The following is a 22,262-nucleotide window of genomic DNA, read 5'->3' as shown; positions in this document are numbered from 1 at the left end:
TCGGAAGAATTGTGCGATACCGAATCGATGGCGACTCTGTCGAGGGCGGGGCCAGGATATGTCTTGCCGGAATTTTACCGGCGCACTCGGGGTGAGAGGTGATCGATGTCGCTGGAATATCGTGGTGTCAACTATGACACTGGAACCGACTATTCCGCTGGCGCACCGACGAGAGTTGGTTGGGACATGGCACAGGTATCCTCCGACATGGCCGACATCGCGAGAAAGCTGCATGCCAACAGTGTCTGTGTGTATGGCTCCCGAGCTGACCGCCTCCGAGAGGCGGCTGGTGCTGCTGCGGCGGCTGGGCTGACTGTCTGGGTCCAGCCTCGATCAATCGAGAGTGACGCGTCGCGGACTCTGATATTGCTCGAAGATGTCGCCACGGACGCCGAGCATCTTCGGGTCCGAGGGGCCGAGGTCCATCTGAATATCGGGTGTGAGTTGAGTATCTTCTCTACTGCCGTTATTCCGGGTCGCAGCTACGCGCAGCGGGCCTTACGGCTGACAAGACGATGGCCGTTGCTCCCACTCTACAACTGGCGACTGAATCGTTTGTTGTCGGAAATGGCCGACGTAGCGCGGGCTCGCTTTCGGGGCTCGCTCACCTATGGATGCGGTCTTTGGGAAGACGTCGATTGGCGTCTGTTCGACATTGTCGGCCAGAATTTTTACCGACTGAAACACAATGAACGCGACTACTCGCGGCGTTTGCGCGATTTTCATCGACATGGCAAACCGGTGATCATCACAGAGTTCGGATGCGGAGCATTTCGAGGCGCCGACGACCTCGGTCCTACCAGCCATGAAGTAATCGACTACAGCACCGATCCGGCGCAGCTCACCGATGCGCCGACACGCGATGAGGCGACACAGGCCAAATATCTCGAAGAGCTTCTGCGGGAGTATCGTCGAGCAAAGGTCGCCGGGGCATTCGTTTTCGAATACGTAGCTGAAGGAAATCCGCATTCGCTCGACCCAGGTTTGGACTTGGACATGGCCGGCTATGGCATCGTGCTTCCGCACGACCGAACGCCCAAGCAAGCCTTTCATACGGTCGCGCGAATCTACAACGCTGAGTCGGAAATCCTTCGTCCTCCTGACGCCTCGGTGTGACTGATCCGGGTTCGATCGATTCAGTGTACGACGAACGGATGAGCTCATCGACCACAGGTGGATCGGTTGAGGCAACTGCGGTCGGGTGGGCTAGGACGGGGTGGTGACCAAATGAATCCGTCGCCACCCGGCCGAGAGGTGTGATCCACGTGCAGGCTCAGCTGGAACCTGTCGCAATATGGTTCAGCACGGTGAGCAATAGTATGAGTTGTAGGAATATTGGCACTCCGGTTCCTTACTCTACTGGGCAGTTGTCGAACCGGGGGCGGGACATCTACTGGCATTGCCCCTCCCCCGGTCAGGTGTTGATCGACGCGCGAGTCACCGCATCGCGGACCCTGTTGCGCTCTGCGCTGAACTGACTTCGACGTCGCGGTCGAGCGCAGTAGTGCCGAATCCACCGTCGACGGAGACGACGATCTTTACGTGGCGGATGCCAGGTTGAACGTTCTCGATGACATATCGCGGACCAACTATGCCTTCCCCTTGGGGCCCGAGAACGAAGTCTTGGATCTTGTTGTCGACCTCCACCAACCCGACCCAGTGCTCATTGTCGGAGTTTACGGATACGGTAATCTGCTCCGTACCTCCCACTGCCTCCGCAGAGGTGGCGGCGGCGGACGTGCCGGTGGCAGCCAACACGACGACCGCGGCGATGGGCGCCACTGTCGCGGCCCAAGTGAGGATTCGCATATTTCTTCTCGGTTCCTTCCGTCGGAAGAGTCGGGTGAGTTCAGCTACGAATTTCGCCGCTCGGACGCGGCGGGTGCGGCGCCTTCTTTTGCGCGGCGCGGTATTCGCACGGCGACTTTACGGGCGGAGGAGCGCGGTCGGCATCGGCTGGTCATCGAGAGTGTTTCGGTACCTCCATCGGTTCAGGTGCCCATGTTCGCGAGCAGGGCCTGCGTCGAGGGGCAACTACGGCGACCGAGTCGGCGGGTTCAGCTGTGGGATTAGAACTGACCTATCTAGAAGGCGGCGGTTCGTCACCCGATGTCCCACCATTCGCTCGCTTCTAGAGTCCGTGTGACGGCTGGAGGTTTGCGATTCCAAGGTCGATATGATCCACGTCGGCCTTCCGGCGAGGGGAGTATGGCGGTGGGTCGGTCGCTGTCGATTAGTTCTGATGACGCTCGTGCACGTGGAACAGCCTTTCAGGAGATCGGTGACGAAGTCGGGCAGGTGTTGGAGCGGTTGCGTAGCGTTCTTGCCGAGGAGGGTCGGTGGTGGGGCGACGATGAGTCCGGCAAAGCGTTCGCGGAGTATTATGAGCCGGATGCACGGAACCTCGTGAAGGTTCTCCAGAATCTTTCTGAGACTCTGCGTGAATTCGGCGGCCGGATAATACTCACCGCCGAGACACTCCAAATTGCTGATCATATGGTTGCCAGGCGAGTGGAGCTGGCTCTCGGTCAAACTTTTCCGTTTGCCGCCGGAACGTCCGGTGATGTGTTCACCGCGCCCGGACGCACACCGACGCCTGCCGATGTTTCGGCGTTGTCCGCCTCGAATCCTGAACTTGCGTCGCGACCTGACAGCTTCACGTCTGCCGGTGCCCAGGTGGCGGCCTCGTCGTTTCCCAGTGCAGAGTCGGTTCCGGTTACCAGTGGCAAGGCGGCTGATCCGACTCGGGCCGGCGTGGCGGCAGGTTCTCGCACGCGCCCCGAAGCTGTCAGTTCCGGCGAACCCGCCGCGGGCCGGGCCGGAAGAAGCCGACCCCGGTTCGTCGAAGTCGCCGGTGCCAAGAGCGCAGCGACCGCTCGGCTGCAGGATGAGAGGCGTTCCGGAACCGCCGGCGCATCGCCTGCTCGGAATCCGTCGAAAACGCCGTGGTCGGTCGGCAGTGCGCCACAGGCCGTGCCGTCGGGCGGAAAACGCCTTGTGGTTGCACCCGACCGCTCTGTCATGCGCGAGTTTCGACGCGAGGACACCGCCGCGCCACGACGCGTGCCCGGTGCACAACTCCGCAGCGGCGGTCGGCCCGGCCCATCGTGGCGACCGACGAACCGCACGGCCGTTGGCAGCGACGTTGCACGGCTTGCACGGCAGCTGGCGGATCGGCACGGTGTCGAGATCGACGGGTTCGGCGCCGAGGGCATCGATGAGGTTGCTGTTCGGGAATTCCTGTCGGCAACCGACCACGTGCTCACAAGATATCCGGTGATCGATGTTCTCGTCGTCGGAATCGCCCCATTGGGTAAACGAGAAGTAATACGCATCGAGCGGAAGGCGGTGGACGAAACGGCGGAGTCGTCGAGTGGCTGGTCGGTGGTCATGAATTCCGTTGTGCTTCAGGACCGGATCCAGTTGGCAGAGGTTCTTCGACAAACGGCCCGGTCGGGTTCAATCGTTTCGCAATCGGATTCGAGACCAGTATATGCTTCGACGGTTCGCGAATTCGGTGACGCTTTCGACCGCGCCGGCGCTCGAATAGCATGTGCGCAGGCGCAAAGGGCTCTGATCGCGGAATACCTGTGCGACGACACCGAATACCGCCGCACCGACTTGGCGCGAGTAGTACACGGCTTCAAACGGTGGCGTGACCAGTTGAGCGGCGGCAGCTTCGACAGGGGAGTATTCGATCCGGCTGCGGCGCTGGCAGAGGCGTTCACGGACGTCGTGCTCAACGGTACCGCCGCCACCGAGCCGGCGAAAACGCTGTGCCGGCTGCTCATCGACACCGCGAGAGGGTCCGCAAACGCGACAAATTATCAATGAGGTGCATGCGCGGACCGAAGCTGAACGGGCGACACGGGCAAAAGGCTGCAAATGGAGAATTCGGCTTCAGGCCATAGTGATAACAGCGGGACCGAAACGATCGGCTCTTCCGTGCCGGAAGAGAATGCTCTGCCCCCGCGTGCCAATCGTGCAGCTGGAATGCGGGCGGTGCCGATGACGAACGAACTGCCGGATCTTCCGATGTTATGGGCGAGGTGGGCAGTGCTGGCGGCTGTGTTCGTGGCAATCCGGTCCGCGCGAGGACCGAGAATTGCGCCGTCGCTGGGTTGGTTCGAGAGTTCCCGGCGAGCCGGTTCTACCCTACACTTACTGTCTGAGGGCCGGGCCGTATTGTCGGGGGGCGTATGGAACTCGCCCGTGTCGGAAAAGGTGTACCACGACGAAAACACCACGCCGAATTTCTATCGCGGTGCCCCGGACTGGGTGACAGACTCGGTTGTCAACCCGAGAGCGGCGGTCGGTCTACTCTCGTTCTGCTATTGGTGGGATTCCGGACTGTGGTGGCGGGGAGAGTCGCCGCCCGCAGAGCATTCCAGTTCGGCTGTTCCGGGGGTCTGGACGGCCGACGCGGTATTCGACATCGTGGCCAGTGTGCTGCCCTACGGTGCGGGTGACCTGTCGCGTGAAGCGGTGGAGGGGTTGTTGATATCGGCTGAAGCCCGCACCGTCAGCCGCGACGCCCTGAGTGCCGTTTTCGCCGACTCGGACCGATTCGATATCGATGGTGCCATGCTGCAGCTCTCGTCGGCCGGTTGTACCTCGGGGAGGATACGACTGGAGATCCCAGAATCGGACGCGATGGCCGTCGTCCGCGCATACGTCATCGAACAGCAGCTCGATACGACGGGCTATCAACTGTCGCAGTTGAAAGCCGATCGAATCAGCGGGGGCTGGATGGTGTACGTGCCTGTGCCGCGCGGTCAGATCGCGGTCGGTCGGGCGATCTTTTACGTCGCCGATGACGGGATCTTAGAGCATTCCTCGTCGTCGACACCGCCTTCGGCATATATTGCCGGCTTCGAACAGCGCTACCGGCGCCGCAATGGACTATCGACCTGAGCTCAGCATCGTGGTGGATCCGATAGAACAGCGCTGGTGGACGAGCTCAGGTCGAATCATTTCGGTACTGTGGGCACACCGAAAGTTGAACGAATCTCGCCGCCATCGAGCTTTCAACTTGTGCTACCTGGAGACCGACCGAAATCGGCGTCCCGCGCAGATCCATCGGCGTATTCTCGAGCGCCTTTCTTCTCAGTCGGCTCGTCGGCTCAGGAGGTGACTCGCATGCCGATGACGCCGCAGCAAATTCTGGCGGAACTCCCGGCCCCGATCCAAGTTGTGGTGTTCGGTGAAGAGGTCCCCAAAATGGACGGTGCGGCTGGGCGTCGAGTCAGCGCGGCGTGGCGGCGGGCCGGTGTGGAGCTCGAGGAATGCGCGCGGCGGTTGCGGGCCGAAGCCGCAGCCCTACCGGGCGCGGTCAGCGACGATCTCGGTAATCGCATCGTCGAATGTGCCCGGCCGCTTTGCGCGGCTGCCGAAGATTTTTCGAAGTTCTGCCGTAGCCTGGCACAGCACACCGCACGAAGTACGGCCGACAGCGACAAACAGGTGTATGTCATGTACGCCTTCGGTGCGATGACGGTGTATCAAATCCTGATTGCCGGTGGTTGGCATCCGATAAGGGCCCTGCAGATACTGAGCAATGCCAGAACGAAGCACCTGGCTAATTTCCGCGCGTTTGTTACAGGACGTATCGGCGCTGGGGCCGCCGCACGGGCTGAGCGCACCGGGTTGCTGGCCTCCCAGATAGGTGGCTTCGCAGTGTTGGCGGGGGCGGTCGACGCCGGGGTACAAGCCGGGCAAATGTTAGAGGTACTCGACGGTCCTCGCGACGCCGTGGATTGGGGAGCGGCGGGTACTGCGGCGGCGATGGGTGGTAGCTCCGCGCTCGGCGGATTGCTCGGTGCGCATGCGGTGCAGACTGCACTACCGCGCACCCTTCCGTTGCTGATGGGGAACGCAGTGGTCGCCACAACCTCCGGCGTATCGGGTGTCATCGGTGGGGCACTCGCCGCAGCAGCGATCACCGGCCGGTTCGAGTTGTCCACGTCGGCTCTCGTCAGCAGTGTCGCCTTGGGACTGGCTGGGGCGCACCTGCATTCGCGCGCGCAATCCGAAGTATCGTCGCTAGTCCTGGGTACTGCGGGAGATCAGAAGGTCGGGTCTTCCGCGGATCTCCTCGATCTGCCGGAATCCTCCCGTCGCGTCGGCGAAACCGCCTCGGCAGTGGCAGCGAAACCGGCGGAGGCGGAAATTCTGCGCCCCGTGACCGACGCGCGCACGGAAACAACCTTCAACGGGGACGCACGTCCGTCGGCCCGAGAGGGCACTGGGCAGTCGGTGGAACCACCTGCCAACGGCGGGTCGGACGCGGTTTTGTATCAGCGAATCAATGAACTCCGAGAGCAAGAGTTCGCCGAGACCCGGGCTGCCGGGGGTGAAATCAACCGGATAGCGACGGGTCCACCAGAAGGCTCGGTGCCGACCGAGGCCGGAGGACGTACTGATTCATTCGCAAAGTTCGTCGTTGCCGATAGTGAGCCTCTCGGTCGGGATCAGGCGGAGTGGCATCGACTGGTGACGGAGCGAGACCAGGCCCGTGCCGCGCTGGCGGATCTATTGGGAATTACGCCACAGGAGGTGCGCTGGTGGGGGCATAGCCCGCTGGAGCAGGCACTCATTTCGATCGACACCTGGCTGGGGCAGCTTGGCGAGCAAGGGTGGGCTCGAATGGAACCGTCGGTGCGTGAGGGGGTGCTATCCGACTTGGGCCGGCGGGTCGTAGACGACGCGCGAGCATCTGTGGCGGAGGGCTCTGAGTCGGCGGCGGTACGACAGTGGTTGGAGCGGATGGGGTTGACACAACCAGTCGTTGCCTCGGACGGACCACGGTGGTCCGCGATCCGGGCGGTGGCAGCGGCGGAAGGTATGCCGACTGTCGCTCGTCTGGTGGACGGGTTGGAGCGGTACAGCACGGCCGACTCGCGGCTCGCGGCTGCGGATGGGCGTGCCGGTGATGGAACCTGGGATCCCGGTCATCCCCGGTATGGCGGTTTCGAGCCCGCCGGTCACGAGATGGTCTCCTCGCGCAGTCGGATAGTTGTCGGCGGCACGGATCGCGTGGGTGCCACGACGGATCCTGTCGCTGGCGGGGAGGGGACAGTCGCCGATCCGCTCCGCGATGGCCCAGCCGTCTCCCGGACGGCGGACATTCCCCTTCCGGCCGAACAGGACGCAACGACGCTGGACCCGATCCGTCAGTTCGGTGCCGTTGTGACAGCCGACGTGGTGTCGAGGGTGCGTGCGTCGGATTTCAAGGTGCTGGAGCTGGAATCCGCCAGGGCGGGATCGGCGTTGGCACGGTGGCTGGCGTTGTCGGACTCGGAGTTCTTCCGTATGAATCCGTCGCGCTTGCGCGAGGCGGTCGAGTTGCAGGTGGGGCGCGCTGAGCGAATGCCGGATTGGGCCGAGCGGGCGCGACCGGACGCGGGTGGGTTGATCGGTGATCTCGTGCGGCGTGGAATGGCCGCGGATGCCGAGAGCGGCCGGATGCCGATCAGTGACGACGTGAGTCCGGCGCGGGCGATTCCGGACGATTTGCAGCGAAGGTTGCGCGAGTGGGCCGGTACGGAAGCCACGATCGTGCAGCGCTGGACGGATGTGCAAGCGTTGCGCGACAGGTTGCTGGACAACCCCGGGTTGATGCTGCGCCTGAGTTCGAACTCGGGCGCAGCGGTGCCAGCGGACGCGGTAACCGGGCCGGTGCCGAAGTTCGTCGCCGAGCGTTCGCCGCTCGGTGGCTTGCCGGGCGACGATGCGGGCAGAGATGACAGCGGCGGAACCGATACGTATCCGCGCTCGTCGGCGCCGGGTTACGTGGATGAGCGTGTCACGCGGACGGTCACGGGCGTGCGCGAATTGCCGGACATGGAATCGGCGGAGTCGCAATGGACAAGCGGCGGCGGCGCGTTGTCGCCGATGGCTGCGGCACGGCGGGCCGAAAGCGACTGGACGCCGCGCAATCCCACCCCCACGATGTCGCCCGAGAGCGGATCTTCAGCCGAACCAGGTACCGTGCCGCCGTCGGGTCCGGCCACATCCACGCCGGATGATGTGCCTGCGAACGATGGAACAAGCCCGTACTCGGTCCCGAACACAGGCCGATTGATGTCGTTGACCGGCAGGGCCGTCGAGGGTAATTCGTCGGAACCTTGGACGGTCTTATCGGTGTCCGCGGAGGTCGCACACGGGTCAGACCAGGGCATCGTTGTCGCTCGGATTCCGATGACCTGTTTCGTTGTTGCCGCGGAGGCGGCCGCGGCCGGGCCGGGCGAGCGGCCCAGGTTTGATATTCCCTCGAATCGGCGACTCTCGATCGACCTGGCCGGCGTCGATGCGAGAGACGCGGCGCGATGGGCCGGCGCGAACTGGCATGCGGGCGGGTTCGCAGATGTGTCGGCGATCATCGAGCATGTGCGACGCAACGGCGGAACCGTTTTGGGCGCGGTGGAATTCGGGCAAGTCGGCGCCCACGCTTTCACGGTAAAGCTTGAAGACGGTGTGGTCGTGGTCGTGGAACAAACTGCGGAAGTCGACGGCCGCGGAGACGCAGTCGTGGAGACACAAACGGTGCGTGGAGACGCGGCGGTCGAGTTATGGGCCGATCGCCTGATGGAGATCGCCGGTGCTGACGCGTCTTTCCACGGATTGGTGTTCAAGGCCGACGGTACACCGGAAACTCCGCTCCCGCCTGACCAGGAGCCGACCGGAAACCCCGGTCGGGAATTCTCGATCCACCGGTTGGGGGCTCGTATACCCGATCACGAGCCACCGTCGCCGAGTTCGGCTGCGTCCTCACCAGCGAGCGGGGGAGAGTTGGATGAGCGGAGGGCGCGGTTGACTGATTTGCTCGCCAAGCCCACGCCTCTCTCCTTCGAGGAGGCTCGCACGGCTATCGATGATGCGCTGATTGTTCATCCGAAGCAGGTCGCTGAGTGCATGGATCGAATGGTCGGCTATCAGCGTGAGTATGTGAAGCTGGTGTTTCTCGAGCGTCTCGACAAGCAAGTTGTGGCGGCACGGTTGAGCAAGACACCACGCGATGTCTACCGCTCGATCGGCTATCCGGCGGTGCGTCGACTGGTCGCGTTGATCGCTCGTGCGCTGGAGCCGCAGCCTGGTGAGCCCGAGGGTGTGTCCGTCGAGCAACGGTCGGCGCGGTTGGCCGAGTTGCTGGCCCAGCCCATGCCTCTTGGCCATGAGCAGGCCCGCGTCCTGATCGAGGATGCGTTGATACTGCATGAGGACGAAGTGGCGAAGTGCATTGCTCGAATGAGTGGTCTTCAGCGTGAGTACGTGCGGTTGTCGTTTCTCGAGCATCTCGGCGACGAGGCTGTGGCGGCGCGGTTGGGCAGGACGCCGCGTGAGGTCTACCGGCTGGGCGAGTTCCCAGGAGTGCGTCGACTGGCCACGCTTGTTGCTCGTGAATTGGCGATGCCGTCCGGCGGGCCCGGGGGCTCACCCGCCGACTGGCGGGCGGCACGTTTGGCCGACCTGCTCGCCAAGCCCAGGCCTCTCTCGTTCGAGGAGGCTCGTACCGTTGTGGAGGATGCGTCGATCGTTCATCCGGAAGGAGTGGCGGATTGTGTCGCCAAACTCCCCGATCTGCAGCGCAGATCTGTCGAGTTGCGGTTCCGGAAGGGAATTCACAGAGCCGATGTGGCGGAGCAGTTGGGTACGACGCCGCGGGCCGTCGCGCAAGCCGAGCGTTGGGGGTTGAAAACTCTGGTCGATCTGATCTCCGAGATGCTCGGGATCGGCGAGGTGTTATCTGTCGAGCAGCGGTCGGTGCGTTTGGCTGAAATGCTTGCCCAACCCGCTCCTCTTCCGCTCGAACAGGCTCGCACCGTAGTGGCGGATGCGCTGATTGTCCATTCGGACGTGGTGGCTCGGTGTATAGCTCAGTTGACCCCTGTGCAGCGTGAGTATGTGGAGCTGTCATTCGTGGAGGGCCTCGACAAGCTAGCGGTGGCGGAGCGGCTGGGCAAGACACCGCGCGAGGTCTACCGCTCGATCGAGCATCGGGGTGTACGTCGACTGGCGGAGTCCATTGCCGGAGCACTCGGGGCCCGTGATGTCGTGCCGGTGTGCCATGCTCGCGGTCGGTGCGCGGTGTTGGTTACGGAGTTGCATCGGTTGGGGACAGGTAAATGGTCTCTTGTGGTGCCGACAGATATAGGTGCTGCCGGTATGTCGGCTGGGCGCTTCAAGGCGACGCTGGGTGGTCGTCCGCAGCGGTTTTCGGTCGATCCCGAACGTCCGCACCGTTGGGTCGAGGGAGCGTTGCTCGAACTGCTGGAGGGCTTGGACCCAGCTGAACGTTCGGGTGTCTCGGTGGTGGTGATCGACAGCGCGAAAACGGCAGATGAGTATGGTGTCAACGGTCATGCGTACCGTCTGGAATTCCGGTGTGACAGGTGGGGTGCCAAGGGCCGGATCTGGCTACAGGATCCAGGGCGACAGCGGTTCGGTGTTTGGGAAGACGCCGCGGGGTCGTCGCAGTTGGCTGGTATCTGGGCGATGGCGTTCGATCGGCTCGGCAATCCGCTGGTGCTACCCGGTGCGGGACTCGATGAGGATCTGCCCGATGGTCTTCGCGTCGGAGAGAGCGACGTGCGGCCGGGCTAGCGATTCCTCTCGGTTGGGAGGTGGATCGGACGGTGCGACGCAGGCTTCCGCAGCGCCAGCGATCGGGTCGTGCGGCCAAGTCTGCGCGGCCGCCGTTTTCAGTGGTAGATCTTCGGTTCAGACCACGATCGCCAGCCGCAGCTCGGCCCGGGTTGCCCAGCGCTGTCGGTCGAGAACATTCTTCTGTAGGAGCGCGAAGAACGACTTCATCGCCGCGTTGTGACCACACACGCTGACTCGGCCCGTTCGTCCTTGTAACCCTTGACCGACAACGCATTGACGAATTTCCGAGAGCGGAACTGACTGCCTCTGCGGGATATCGCCCTTGCGGGCGACTGGTCAGGGGTCAACCAAACCGGCAGAATCTCCCAACGTTTTCCGTCCTGTAGTCAAAGTCTCCCGAAGCGTTATCTGTGCATCCCAGAAGGCGTAGTCGGGATCGGTGGGCGGCACGGTGATCTCGATTCTGCAGTGGTGTTCTTCGATTGTTCCTCGAACTGTGTACGAGACGGCGATACTGCCATCGTGAAGGCGGCGGGCCACCGGATTGCTAAGGGTCACGGGTATCCCTTGTGCGGTAAAGACTGTACAGGTGTCGCCAACAGGGTCACAAAGAGTGACCGTGCCGGGAATCGGTTAATGATCAACTATTTGGGTCGACGCTCGGGATGGCTTAGGTATATCGACATCTGTGCGCCTACGGGTTGAGGTTCTTGTTGTCGCCGAACCAGCTCAAATCCGAATTCTCGGTGACCTCGAAGGCCTCGAAGTGATCATCGGCCAGAACGGCGTCGACCAGCTCCCGTGAACCGGCGACAATGGTGGAGTCGAAGTCGATTTCGCTGGCTACGACCCAGGTGTGGTCGGCGGGCCAGAGCAGTTGCGGTGTCACTCCGGGGAAGTCGGTTGTCCATCCCAGGCCTGCCGTATGGACCCAGCCGGGGTCGGCGAGTTCGGTGAGGCTGGTGTCGAACAGGATGAAGTCGCGGCCCGGCCATCGCAGGAACGGGCCTGTCTCCGTGGCCCGGGCGACCTCCGGCGCGACGGCGGCGGCCAGCTCGGCCTCGACTCGGGCTCGTTCGCGCTCGATGTCTTGCGGATCGTCGTCGGTGGACGCGACGAACACTGCTGTCGACGACGTGTTCAGGTCGCCGAATCCGTTCCAGACCCCGGCCGTCACCCGCTCCGGTGTCTCGGTGGCCGCGCGGAGGTGGACGGTGAGCGCGGCCAGCAGAGCGGGGTCGAACCATCCCTCGACGGACTGGCCGACCCGCCAGCCGTCGTCGAACGACATCGCCGCCTCGTCCTCGTTGTCGGTGAGGTTGCGCCACTGCACCAGTGGATGCATCACTCTGCCGTTGCGCGCGGCGACCTCGGCCCACGGCCACATCGCCTCCGCCACGATCCGGGGAGTGCCCCACTCGTCGGTGACCGTGGGGTCGCGGCGAACCGCCTCGACCGGGTGCAGGATTCGCGCATAGGCGTCGAAGCCGGTACCGGCGACGTCGCCGACCCCGCGATCACCGACGCGCGCCAGCAGCCACGCGCCGCGCTCGACATCGGATGTGAACCTCACCCGGCCAGCCTAGGCGGCCCCGCCGGTCGGCGGCGTCACTCCCACTCGGGCTGTTCGCCCGCGGCCAAGGCCCGGCGGGCCGCGGTGACGGCGGGCTGCCAGGTGCCGGCGGCGACATCGGAGACGCCGGAGTCACCGAGGAAGGCGCTGGAGATCACGACGTCCGGGTCCAGGTTCACCATCAGGTCCAGGGTGGCGAGCAGGGCCGTGCGGTCGCTGTGTCCCTCCAGATAGCCGGGCCACCACTCGCCCTTGGTGTTGCGCAACAGGGTGTCACCGGTGAAGAGGTGCCGACGGCCGTCGATGGTGGCCAGATAGAGGGCGCTGCCCGGGGTATGGCCGGGGGCGGGGATGACCTCGAGATCCGCGAGGGCGTGGTGGCGGCGATCGAAGGCGTCGTCGACCGAGGTCTGCGTTACTTCGCCCGCGTCGCCCCGGTGGATGTGCAACGCCGAGCCGAACCGCTGCTTGATCGTCGCCAGCGACGGGGCGATCTCGTCACGATGGCTGAGGAACTGGTGGGCGACCCCGCCGAGTTCGGCCATCGTGTCGATGTCCGACGGATGCGTGGTGTTGTAGAACAGGACGTTGCCCTCGCGGCGGGTCCACAGGTAGGCGCGTGTCGTCAGGCCGGGGGCGGGGTTCTCGGTCTCGGTGTGCCACAGGTTGGCGGAAATCTTCTGCATACCCGTGAGGCGCGAGATCCGATCTCGCGGCGCGAGGTCTACAGAGTCCAGGTGATCTCGCGGTGGGGCTGGTAGCGGCAGGTGAGACCGAGGGAGATGCTCGCTCGAAGGTGTTCGGCGAGTTCGGGATGCAGCCGGTCGATGCGGCGCAACGAATCACGCACGCGCGCGGAGACCGTTTTGCGGGCGCGTTCGGCGTCGCCGCCGAGGCGGCGGGAGCGGCCTGCCAGCCCGGTGGCCCGGCGCAGTTCCTCGATCAGCGCGGCGCGTTCACGATCGAGGTCGGCGGCCCGGTCGTCGGCGCCTCGTGCGGCGGCGCGGTCGATCTCGGCGTCCAGGGTGCTCAGGCGGCGGCGGTACGCGGCCTTCGCCTCGTCGTCGAGCACGGGGTCGGCACCGAGCGATCGGCCCGCGCGCGTCGGCGCCCCGGCGGTGGCGAACAACTCCAGCGACGGGATGTCGTGGCCCGGATGCCCGAGCAGGGTGTGCAGGTCGTGTAGTCCCTTGGCATTCGGCAGCCGGACGGTGCGGCCCGCGAATCGCAGCGTCCATACCGACCCGTCGAAGCGGAATTCGTTGTCGGACACCGAGTTCGGTGAGGATGGCGTGACGTTGCCGTGCGCGAGCAGTCGCAGCTGCCGCTCGGCGGCGGTCCGCCAGGGGCGCGAGCGCATTCGCCGCGCGGATTCCGCCGCCGCGCCCAGTTCCGCCGCGGCGGTTTCGTGGTCGCCCGCCGCTGCGGCGAGACGGCCCAGCCAGAAGCTGTACGGTCCGTAACACGCGCCGCCCGCCGCCGTGACCGCCCAGTGGCCGCGCAGTGGAAACAGCTTGTCCCGCACGGACTTCCGGAGGGCATCGGCATCCAGGGTGAGGGCGGCGTGGGCCCGGGCCACCAGGATGAGCGCATGGAAATGGCGGGGGTACTCCGCGGACAGCGCTTCCACCTCGCCGAGCAGCTCGGCGGTGCGTTCGGTATCGCCCCGAACGGCGGCCGTGATCAGCTCCGGCGCTACCGTGTATCCACCCGCCAGTTGCCGGTACCGGTCGATCAGGCGCGTCATCTCCACCGTGTCGTCGGCGAGAAAGGCCAGCGACCAACGCTGTTCGAGCCACAGCGGAATCCGGTCCACCTCGCCGAGTCGTTCACCGAGCGCGTACGCCTCGTCGAATGCCGTTCGGGCAGCGTCGAATCGGCCGCCGATCAGGTCCATGACGCCCGAACGCGACAGCGCGACGAAACGGTGTCGTGGCAGCGCGGACCGATCGGCGTGGTTGCGGAACGCGGCCAGCGCGGAATGTGCCCGCGGATCCCCCAGTTCCAGCAGCGCGGCGTAGCGCAGCAGTTCGCCCTGCATCTCCACGTCCTCCGACGACGCGCGCCTGCCCACGGCGGCGAGGTCGGCGGCCACCGGCAGCCGGTCGCCCGCGGTGCCGGGCCGCCACAGGGCGTCGTGCCGGGCGAGCAGGGCGGCGGCCATGGCGTGGTCGTCGCCGGACAGCCTGGCCGATCGCAGTGCCTCGGTGCTCATCTCCTCGACCGGCTCGCGGGCGCTCACCGCGGTGTGCACCCGGACCCGGACGGCCGCGGCCAGTAGCCGCACCGCCAGCGGGTGCGTGGGCGGGCGTTCGGCGAGCAGCATGCGATGCGCCTGATCGATCAGGTCGGTCTCCCGCTCTGCGTCGTGCTCGGGATCCGGCATCCCCAATTCCAGTAGACCGAGCGCCGCGTGGGCGAAAAGATCCGCGGCGGAAGACTTTCGGGCCAGTTCGAGCAGGGACTCGTAGGTGCGTCGCGCGGTGTTCAGGTCTCCCGCGCCGGTGGCCGCCGTCGCCAGGTTCAGGGCGGTGCGGCCGCGCAGTTCGGGCTGGTCGTCTCCGATGAGCGCGAGCGCGTGCCGGTAGTGCTGCACGACCTCGCCCGCCGCCATCCTGCCGCAGGCCGCGCGGGCGGCGTCGAGCAGATAGCGCAGTGTCGCGGCGGAGTCGATGGCCTCGCCCGCGAGCAGGGCGTGGTGGGCCAGCTCGGCGGCGGCCGAGCCGGTCAACGCCGCGGGTCGGTCCGCCAGGGCGGAGACGATGTCCGCGTGGCGTTTTCGCGCCTCGGCCGGGTCGAGACGGGCGGCGAGCCGCTCCCGGATGAGGTCGTGCGCGAAGCCGTGGCGGCCGGTGCCGAGCGGGACCACCAGGCGGGCGCGCACAGCGGCGGCGAGTGCCGCCTCGACCGGACATCCCGCCGCGGATTCGAGGACCGAGATGTCGAATTCCCGACCCAGCAGTGCGGCGGTGGCGAGCGCGTCCACCGCCGACTCGGGTAGTGCGGTCAGCCGGGTGTCGAGCAGGTCGGCCACTCCGGGAGCGAGCGCGTCGAGGGGAGTGCCCGCACGCCAGAGGCGCGCCGCCTGATCGGCGAGAAACGGATTGCCGCCGGTGAGGCCGTGCAGTGCGGCCAGCGCCTCCTCCGGTGGCCGCCGGCCGGCCGTTCCGGTGATCACCGTCGCGGTGTCGGCGGCGGACAGGCCGGTCAGTTCGATCACCCGTGCGGTACCGGTCAATTCCGCGAACACCTCGTGCAATGGATGGTCGGGGACCGCGATCTCGGTATCGCGCGCCGTGCACACGATCGTGATCCGCTCGAACCACGTATGCCGGGCGACGAAGGCCAGCACGGCGACCGATTCGGGGTCGGCGCGGTGCAGGTCGTCGATCACCACGACGACCGGCCGGATGGCCGAGGCCGTGATCAGTGCCTCCGTCACCGCGTCACCGACGCGGAACAGCGTGCTGCCGTGGCTTTCCGGTGCCGCCTCGGGCGCCTCACCGATCACGGTCGACAGTGCGTTCCCCACCGCGTTGTCGATGACCGCCCACTGATCCGCCGTCGCCGCCCGCCGCAACCCGCGCAGCACCTGCACCCACGGCCAGAACCCCGGCGTGCCCTCCCCGCTCCAGGCCGTCGCGGCGAAGACCAGCAGTCGACCGGCGAACTCACCGACCACCTCGGTGACGAACGTGGTCTTGCCGATACCCGCCTCACCGGTGACGACCACCATCGAGCCGTGGCTGGACACGGTGCGCGACAGCGCATCCCGCAACAGCGACGCCACATGATCCCGCCCGATCAGCGCCACGACGGTTCTGCTCCGGTACTGGCCATGACGCCGTCAGCCTACCGCTGGCCGCGAACCCACGTGGCGACCGACTCCGCGACCCGGCCGGGTGTCGGGTCGCCTTCGACCATCGCGCTGAGTCGCTGAGTCGCTGAGTCGCTGAGCCCGGGCCGTGGTCGGCAGGAGCCCGATTAGCAGGGCGGGGAGGAGCAGGCGGTGAGCGAGGAGTTCGAGCGGATTCGTGACCTGCCTCACCGGCTGTCACAGCGCGGGGGTTCGTGGTGTCTTGTGCCCGAAACCCTCACCGGGCGAAGGAGGACAACATGACCAGCAAGTACGAAGTCGTCGTGGTCGGTGGCGGATACGCCGGCGTGATGGCGGCCAACCGCCTGACGCAGCGCGAGGATGTGCGGGTGACGGTGATCAATCCCCGTCGGGTCTTCGTGCCCAGGCTGCGCCTGCACCAGCTGGTGGGCGAAACCCACGAGGCGGTCGTCGATTACCAGGACGTGCTGGCCGAGGATGTCCGGCTGGTGGTCGACAGCGTGACACGGATCGACGCGGCCGAGCGCACGGTGTCGCTGGCCGAGGGCGGCAGCATCGGCTACGACTACCTGATCTATGCGGTCGGCAGCGGTAATGCCACGCCGCGGGTGCCGGGCGCGGCCGAGTTCGCTTATCCGATCGCGACTCTGGAGGCCGCCCAGCGGGTGCGGTCGGTGCTCGCCGATACGCCCGTCAGGGCCGCGGTGACCGTGATCGGAGGCGGGCCGACCGGCGTCGAGACCGCCGCCGAGCTGGCCGGGCGGGGGCGGCGGGTCACCTTGATCTGCGGCGGCGCGCTCGTCCCGTACCTGCATCCGAAGGCGCGGCGCACGGCACACAGATACCTCGCCAAGCTCGGCGTCACCGTTGTCGAAGGCTCCGAAGCGGCTGTCACCGCCGTGACGGCCGACGCCGTGGAACTCGCCGACGGCCGGACGCTGCCGAGTGACGTCACCATCTGGACTGCGGGCTTCGGTGTGCCCGACCTGGCCGGACGCAGCGGACTGAGTACCGACGCCGCCGGTCGGCTGCTCACCGATGAGACGTTGACCAGCATCGACGACGACCGCATCGTCGCGGCGGGCGACTCGTCGGCACCGTCCGATCTGCCGTTCCGGATGAGTGCCTACACCGCGTACTGCCTGGGCGCGCACGCCGCCGACACGCTGCTGCACCGGATCGCGGGGGAGCAGCCCGCGCCGATCGACATGTCGTTCCCCGCCATGTGCCTGAGCTTCGGCCGCGACGCCGGTATCTACCAGCTCGGTCACAAGAACGAGACCGCCATGCGGCTGTACTTCGGTGGGGCCGCGGGTAAGAAGCTCAAGGAATTCGCGTGCGTGGCCGGTATCAAGCATCTGGCGACCGAGGCCCGCAAACCCGGGTCACACCACTGGTTCTCCGACGGCAAGTACCGGCCCGCCCTGCTGCGCGCACAGCGCGAGAACCAGGCCGTACCGACCGCGTGAGGAGATGGTCTCGGCTCGGCCGAGCGGGCGTCAGGCGGTGATGGCGCCGTGCGCGGCCGAGCCGACCAGCTTGCGGTATTTGGCGAGCACACCCGAGGTGTACTTGGGTGGGGGCGGCTCCCAGCCGACCTGGCGAGCGGCGAGTTCGCTCTCGTCGACCTCCACATCGAGGGTGCGGCCGGCGACGTCGAGAACGATGGGATCGCCGTCGGCGACGAAGGCGATCGGGCCGCCGTCGACGGCCTCGGGAGCGACATGACCGACACACAAACCCGTTGTGCCGCCGGAGAATCGGCCGTCGGTGAGCAGCAGGACGTCCTTGCCGAGCCCGGCGCCTTTGATCGCGCCGGTGATGGCGAGCATCTCGCGCATACCCGGGCCGCCCTTGGGTCCTTCGTAGCGGATGACGACCACATCACCGGCCACGATGGTGCCGTCCTCGAGCGCGTCCATCGCGGCGCGCTCCCCGTCGAACACCCGCGCTGTCCCGCGGAAGACGTCGGAGTCGAACCCGGCGCTCTTCACGACGGCGCCCTCGGGCGCGAGTGAGCCGTGCAGGATGGTGAGGCCGCCCGTCTTGTGGATCGGCCGATCGAGCGGCCGGATGACGTCGCCATCGAGGTCGAGTTCGATGTCGGCCAGGTTCTCGGCCATGGTCCGGCCGGTGACGGTCATGACGTCGCCGTGCATGAGGCCCGCGTCGAGGAGGGCCTTCATCACGACGGGGATGCCGCCGACCTTGTCGACGTCGTTCATGACATAGCGGCCGAACGGCTTGAGATCGCCCAGGTGCGGCACCTTGTCACCGACGCGGTTGAAGTCGGCGAGGGTGAGACCGACCCCGGCCTCGCGGGCGATGGCCAGCAGGTGCAGCACGGCGTTGGTGGAACCACCGAGTGCCATCACGACCGTGATGGCGTTCTCGAACGCCTCCAAGGTCAAGATGTCGCGGGCCGTGATGCCCCGGCGCAGCAACTCCACCACGGCCTCGCCGGACTTGTGGGCGAACTCGTCGCGACGGCGGTCGGGTGCGGGCGGAGCGGCGGATCCGGGCAGGCTCATGCCGAGGGCCTCCGCGGCCGAGGCCATGGTGTTGGCGGTGTACATCCCGCCGCACGCGCCTTCGCCAGGACAGATGGCCCGCTCGATGCGGTCGACCTCCGCCGGGGTGATCAAGCCCTTCAGGCAGGCGCCGACCGCCTCGAACGCGTCGATGATCGTGACATCCCGGCCGTCGAGGTTGCCCGGCAGCGTCGAACCGGCGTACAGGAACACACTCGACAGATCCAGTCGCGCGGCGGCCATCAGCATGCCCGGCAGGCTCTTGTCGCAGCCGGCCAGCAGCACGGAACCGTCGAGGCGTTCGGCCATCATGACCGTCTCGACGGAATCCGCGATGACCTCGCGGCTGACCAGTGAGAAATGCATGCCCTCGTGGCCCATCGAAATGCCGTCGGAGACCGAAATCGTGCCGAACTCGAGGGGATAGCCGCCGCCCGCGTGCACACCCGCCTTGACGGCTTTGGCGAGCCGATCGAGGGACAGGTTGCAGGGCGTGATCTCGTTCCAGCTCGAGGCGACGCCGATCTGTGGCTTGGCCCAGTCGTCGTCACCCATACCGACGGCCCGCAGCATGCCGCGAGCAGCGGTCTTCTGGAGTCCGTCGGTGACATCACGGGAGCGTGGCTTGATGTCGACCGATCGGTCCGCGTCGTGTGCCATCGCGCAAGTCTACGACCGACCCACCGGCGTCCGACCGCGCGATCGATGCATCGCGATCCGGATCTCACGCGATCAGGTCGAGTCGCTCCCGTACCCGCTGCAGGGCGTCGTGCACGTAGCCCTTCGCGGTGCCCGTGGCGACGCCCATGATGCGCGCGGTTTCCGCGTAGGTATTGCCTTCGTAGGCACGGAGCACGACGGCCTCCCGCTCGCGCGGCGGCAGAGTGTCCAGTGCACCGATCAGCGCCTGGCGCAAGACGACAATGTCGTCCACGTGCAGGCCCGCACGGTCGGCGAGCAGTGCGATCCGCTCGTCACCGTCGGAGTCGAAGCGTTCGCGATCGGTGGCCGCCCGCCGCCAGGCGTCGCGTACGAGGTTCTTGGTGACCGTCCACAGATAGCCGCGCAGCCGGTCGGCGGTGTCGACGTCGGGCCTGGCGGCGTACACCCGCATCAGCGCGGTCTGGACGATGTCTTCGGCGTCGGTGCGGCTGCCGATCTGGCGGGTGGTCCAGGCGAGCAGTACGTCGCTGACCGAGTCGAATGCCTCGAGCAGCAGGTCGTCGAACCGATCCGGTTCCCGCGCCCGAGTGCTCCCGCGTCCGATCCGGATGAGGGCCGAACCGCGCGACTCACCGGCGAGAAAGGACAGCGGATCTCTTGCGCACTCCGCGAGTACGGCCCCCAGGAGCGCCGTCAATGTGGTTTCGGCGTTCAGGCCGGTCTCCGGGAGGCTGTTCATTCGATCTCGCCCTGCTGTTCGCGGCCGCCGGGGCCGGCGGATCTGTCGGTACCGAACACCATACCGACGAACGATCCCAGGTCGGCCTAGCCACGAGTGGCACGACCGACAGCGCCGGTTCAGCTCGAAAGCAGCGGGAGCACGACGAGGAACCAGAGCAGAAATCCGAGTGGTATCAGGAATCCGATGGCGCCGAGCCTGCGGAACAACGGCGGGCCGGGGTCCATCGGCTGTCCCGGCATACCCGGAATCGGTGGCGGGAGTTGGGCTATCCGCGAATGGGCGGCCATGTTCGACATGATCGTGACGGCGTTGATGAACAGCGAGAGAGGTCCCCACCAGCCGAACCACACGCTCTGGATCGTCATCCGGCGCAGGGTGGCCAGGCCGCAGTCGCGGCAGAACGGGCCGGGCATCCGGACGAATTGCATCATCAGGATGAAACCGCGATGGCTTCGGATCGTCACGGCCGCAGCGGGTGTCGCGCCGCAGTGCAGGCAGTACAGGGCCTGGACCGGTGCCACCGGCCGCAGTGGGGGCAGTGGCGGCGGGGTAGCGGAGAGTTCGTTCGCCAGACCGCTCAGGGTCATACCCAGCACGTCGGCCTGCAGCAGGTCCAGCAGTTCGTCCCGGCGCAATCCATCGCTCAGGGCCTGCGCCGCGGCGGTGGAACCGTCGGCGACGAGCCCGAGTGCCAGCATTCCGGCCGGAACACCCGGCAGGTTGTAGCGGCGTGCCAAGCGCTCGGCCGTGCGCAGAGCGGCAGCACAGGTATCGGTGAGCCGGATACCCTCCCAGTGCGACGAACTCCCGGCGGCCGGGTCCAGCACGATCTTCCCGGCGAGGATCTCGGAATCCCCGCAGTGCAGTGTGATCCGGTTCCAGCGGCCGGAGGTATCGACCCGCATCAGCGCGACGAACAGGTCCCTGGTGTCGACCGGCTGCGGACTGGCATCGGCTCTCGCCTGCCACAATGCGCTCCCCACGGCGGGATGCAGCGGCAGGTCCACGGTGACGCCGGTGTTCTCCATGTTCCCTCCTGATGTGTCACGCGTTGAGGCAACCCGCGCACCGGCTGCGCAAGCATGCCGGGTGCGGTGCTTCTCACGAGGGAGTAGACCCGCTGGGCGGCAAAAGGGTTGGGTGGAAACCCGCCGAGTGCGAATCGCCCCCAACCAACCGGGCACCCGGCTGGTCTAGGTGTACTGACCACGGACGTTGGTGACGGCGTGGCGAGCTGACATGGCGAAGACCTCCGAGTGAAGTGAGAGCTGTCTAGGAACTCATTCACTGCCGGAGGTCTTCGTGTCCCACCGTAATGCCCCGCTCTCGGAGTTGGGCCGGTTACGTCTTGCTCGTTGTGTCGTCGAGGACGGCTGGCCGTTGCGGCGGGCCGCGGAAAGATTCCAGGTCTGCCACACCACCGCCAAACGGTGGGCAGACCGCTACCGGGTCGACGGCGCGACCGCGATGGCCGATCGATCCAGCTGCCCGCATCGCAGCCCGGCGCGGACCCCGACCCGCACCGAACGCCGCATCATCAAGGTCCGGGTCCTGCGCCGGTGGGGGCCGGCCCGCATCGCCTACCTGCTCGGATTGAATCCCTCGACAGTGCACCGGGTTCTGCGACGCTACCGGCTGAGCAGGTTGAGTTGGCTCGACCGCGCTACCAGCACACCGGTGCGCCGCTACGAACACGACCGCCCTGGTGATCTGATCCATGTCGATGTCAAGAAACTCGGCAAGATCCCCGACGGCGGCGGCCATCGCAAACTCGGTCGCAGCGTGGGGCGGCGAAACTGGCAGGCCCACAAACCCACCGCCGAACGCAACGGCTACGGCAACCCCCGCCACGGCTACCACTATCTGCATACCGCGCTCGATGATCATTCCCGGCTGGCCTACAGCGAGATCCTGGCCGATGAACGCAAAGACACCGCTGCCGCATTCTGGACCCGCGCTGCCGCATGGTTCGCCGTCAACGGCATCAGGATCCGAAAAGTGTTGACTGACAACGGATCCTGCTATCGATCCCGCACCTTCGCCGAGGCCCTCGGGCCGGTCGTTCATAAACGCACTCGTCCCTACTGCCCTCAAACCAATGGCAAGGTTGAGCGGTTCCATCGCACCCTGGCTGACGAATGGGCCTACGCCCGGCTCTACCGCAGCGACTCCGAACGATGCACAGCCTTCACGACCTGGCTACACACCTACAATCACCACCGCGGCCACACCGCACTCGCAGGCCACCCGCCAGCCAGCCGCGTTGCGAACCTCTCAGGTCAGTACATCTAGGTCAGCATGGGCCGGTTC

General features: G+C 66.2%; 13 protein-coding genes and 1 pseudogene. 6 read left to right on the top strand and 8 right to left on the bottom strand.

Features of this window, described 5'->3' with window-relative positions; genetic code table 11:
• The first annotated feature begins 105 nt into the window (after positions 1-105).
• A complete protein-coding gene (locus tag NWFMUON74_RS33880) occupies positions 106-1,116 on the top strand; it encodes a glycoside hydrolase family 113 protein (RefSeq protein WP_187685757.1) in 1,011 nt (336 codons plus the stop codon).
• A gap of 321 nt (positions 1,117-1,437) precedes the next feature.
• Here NWFMUON74_RS33880 and NWFMUON74_RS33875 read toward each other — a convergent pair whose 3' ends face one another.
• A complete protein-coding gene (locus NWFMUON74_RS33875) occupies positions 1,438-1,809 on the bottom strand; it encodes a hypothetical protein (protein WP_187685756.1) in 372 nt (123 codons plus the stop codon).
• 405 nt (positions 1,810-2,214) lie between these two features.
• Here NWFMUON74_RS33875 and NWFMUON74_RS33870 point away from each other — a divergent pair, with 405 nt between their 5' ends.
• The 3 genes from NWFMUON74_RS33870 (at position 2,215) to NWFMUON74_RS33860 (ending at position 10,602) form a co-directional block, all read left to right on the top strand.
• The gene (locus NWFMUON74_RS33870; RefSeq protein ID WP_187685755.1) at positions 2,215-3,834 is read left to right on the top strand and encodes a WXG100 family type VII secretion target; all 1,620 of its coding nucleotides are present in this window, start codon (positions 2,215-2,217) and stop codon (positions 3,832-3,834) included.
• 378 nt (positions 3,835-4,212) lie between these two features.
• Positions 4,213-4,914, top strand: coding sequence for a hypothetical protein (locus tag NWFMUON74_RS33865; RefSeq protein ID WP_187685754.1), 702 nt, complete (start codon positions 4,213-4,215; stop codon positions 4,912-4,914).
• 225 nt (positions 4,915-5,139) lie between these two features.
• Positions 5,140-10,602 carry a hypothetical protein gene (locus tag NWFMUON74_RS33860; protein WP_187685753.1) on the top strand — a complete coding sequence of 1,821 codons (5,463 nt, stop codon included), beginning with the start codon at positions 5,140-5,142 and terminating at the stop codon, positions 10,600-10,602.
• A 123-nt stretch (positions 10,603-10,725) separates the two neighbouring features.
• Here NWFMUON74_RS33860 and NWFMUON74_RS33855 read toward each other — a convergent pair.
• The 4 genes and pseudogenes from NWFMUON74_RS33855 to NWFMUON74_RS33840 all read right to left on the bottom strand — a co-directional run.
• Positions 10,726-10,919: pseudogene (locus NWFMUON74_RS33855) on the bottom strand (IS3 family transposase); the annotation flags it as partial.
• A 380-nt stretch (positions 10,920-11,299) separates the two neighbouring features.
• Positions 11,300-12,178 (bottom strand): hypothetical protein, encoded by an 879-nt coding sequence (locus NWFMUON74_RS33850; RefSeq protein ID WP_187685752.1) that lies wholly within the window; start codon positions 12,176-12,178, stop codon positions 11,300-11,302.
• Positions 12,179-12,213: 35 nt separating this feature from the next.
• A complete protein-coding gene (locus NWFMUON74_RS33845) occupies positions 12,214-12,864 on the bottom strand; it encodes an MBL fold metallo-hydrolase (RefSeq protein WP_187685751.1) in 651 nt (216 codons plus the stop codon).
• Positions 12,865-12,902: 38 nt separating this feature from the next.
• Entirely contained in the window at positions 12,903-15,992 is a 3,090-nt protein-coding gene (locus tag NWFMUON74_RS33840) for an ATP-binding protein (protein ID WP_187685750.1), read from the bottom strand.
• A 302-nt stretch (positions 15,993-16,294) separates the two neighbouring features.
• Between NWFMUON74_RS33840 and NWFMUON74_RS33835 the strand changes: the two genes are divergently transcribed.
• Entirely contained in the window at positions 16,295-17,485 is a 1,191-nt protein-coding gene (locus NWFMUON74_RS33835; protein ID WP_187685749.1) for an NAD(P)/FAD-dependent oxidoreductase, read from the top strand.
• 30 nt (positions 17,486-17,515) lie between these two features.
• Here the strand turns inward: NWFMUON74_RS33835 and ilvD are convergent, their stop codons facing one another.
• From ilvD to NWFMUON74_RS33820, 3 genes are all read right to left on the bottom strand, one after another.
• The gene (gene ilvD / locus NWFMUON74_RS33830; protein WP_187685748.1) at positions 17,516-19,207 is read right to left on the bottom strand and encodes a dihydroxy-acid dehydratase; all 1,692 of its coding nucleotides are present in this window, start codon (positions 19,205-19,207) and stop codon (positions 17,516-17,518) included.
• Positions 19,208-19,271: 64 nt separating this feature from the next.
• A complete protein-coding gene (locus NWFMUON74_RS33825; RefSeq protein ID WP_187685747.1) occupies positions 19,272-19,949 on the bottom strand; it encodes an RNA polymerase sigma factor in 678 nt (225 codons plus the stop codon).
• A gap of 119 nt (positions 19,950-20,068) precedes the next feature.
• Complete coding sequence (locus NWFMUON74_RS33820; RefSeq protein ID WP_187685746.1) at positions 20,069-20,980, bottom strand: hypothetical protein; 912 nt, start codon at positions 20,978-20,980, stop codon at positions 20,069-20,071.
• Between the two features lie 274 nt (positions 20,981-21,254).
• Here NWFMUON74_RS33820 and NWFMUON74_RS33815 point away from each other — a divergent pair, with 274 nt between their 5' ends.
• A complete protein-coding gene (locus tag NWFMUON74_RS33815) occupies positions 21,255-22,244 on the top strand; it encodes an IS481 family transposase (protein ID WP_187685745.1) in 990 nt (329 codons plus the stop codon).
• Positions 22,245-22,262: the final 18 nt, after the last annotated feature.

The organism is Nocardia wallacei (assembly GCF_014466955.1).
Classification (GTDB): domain Bacteria; phylum Actinomycetota; class Actinomycetes; order Mycobacteriales; family Mycobacteriaceae; genus Nocardia; species Nocardia wallacei.
The sequence above is the reverse complement of the archived record's forward strand: the minus strand, read 5'-3'. Positions and strand labels throughout refer to the sequence as shown.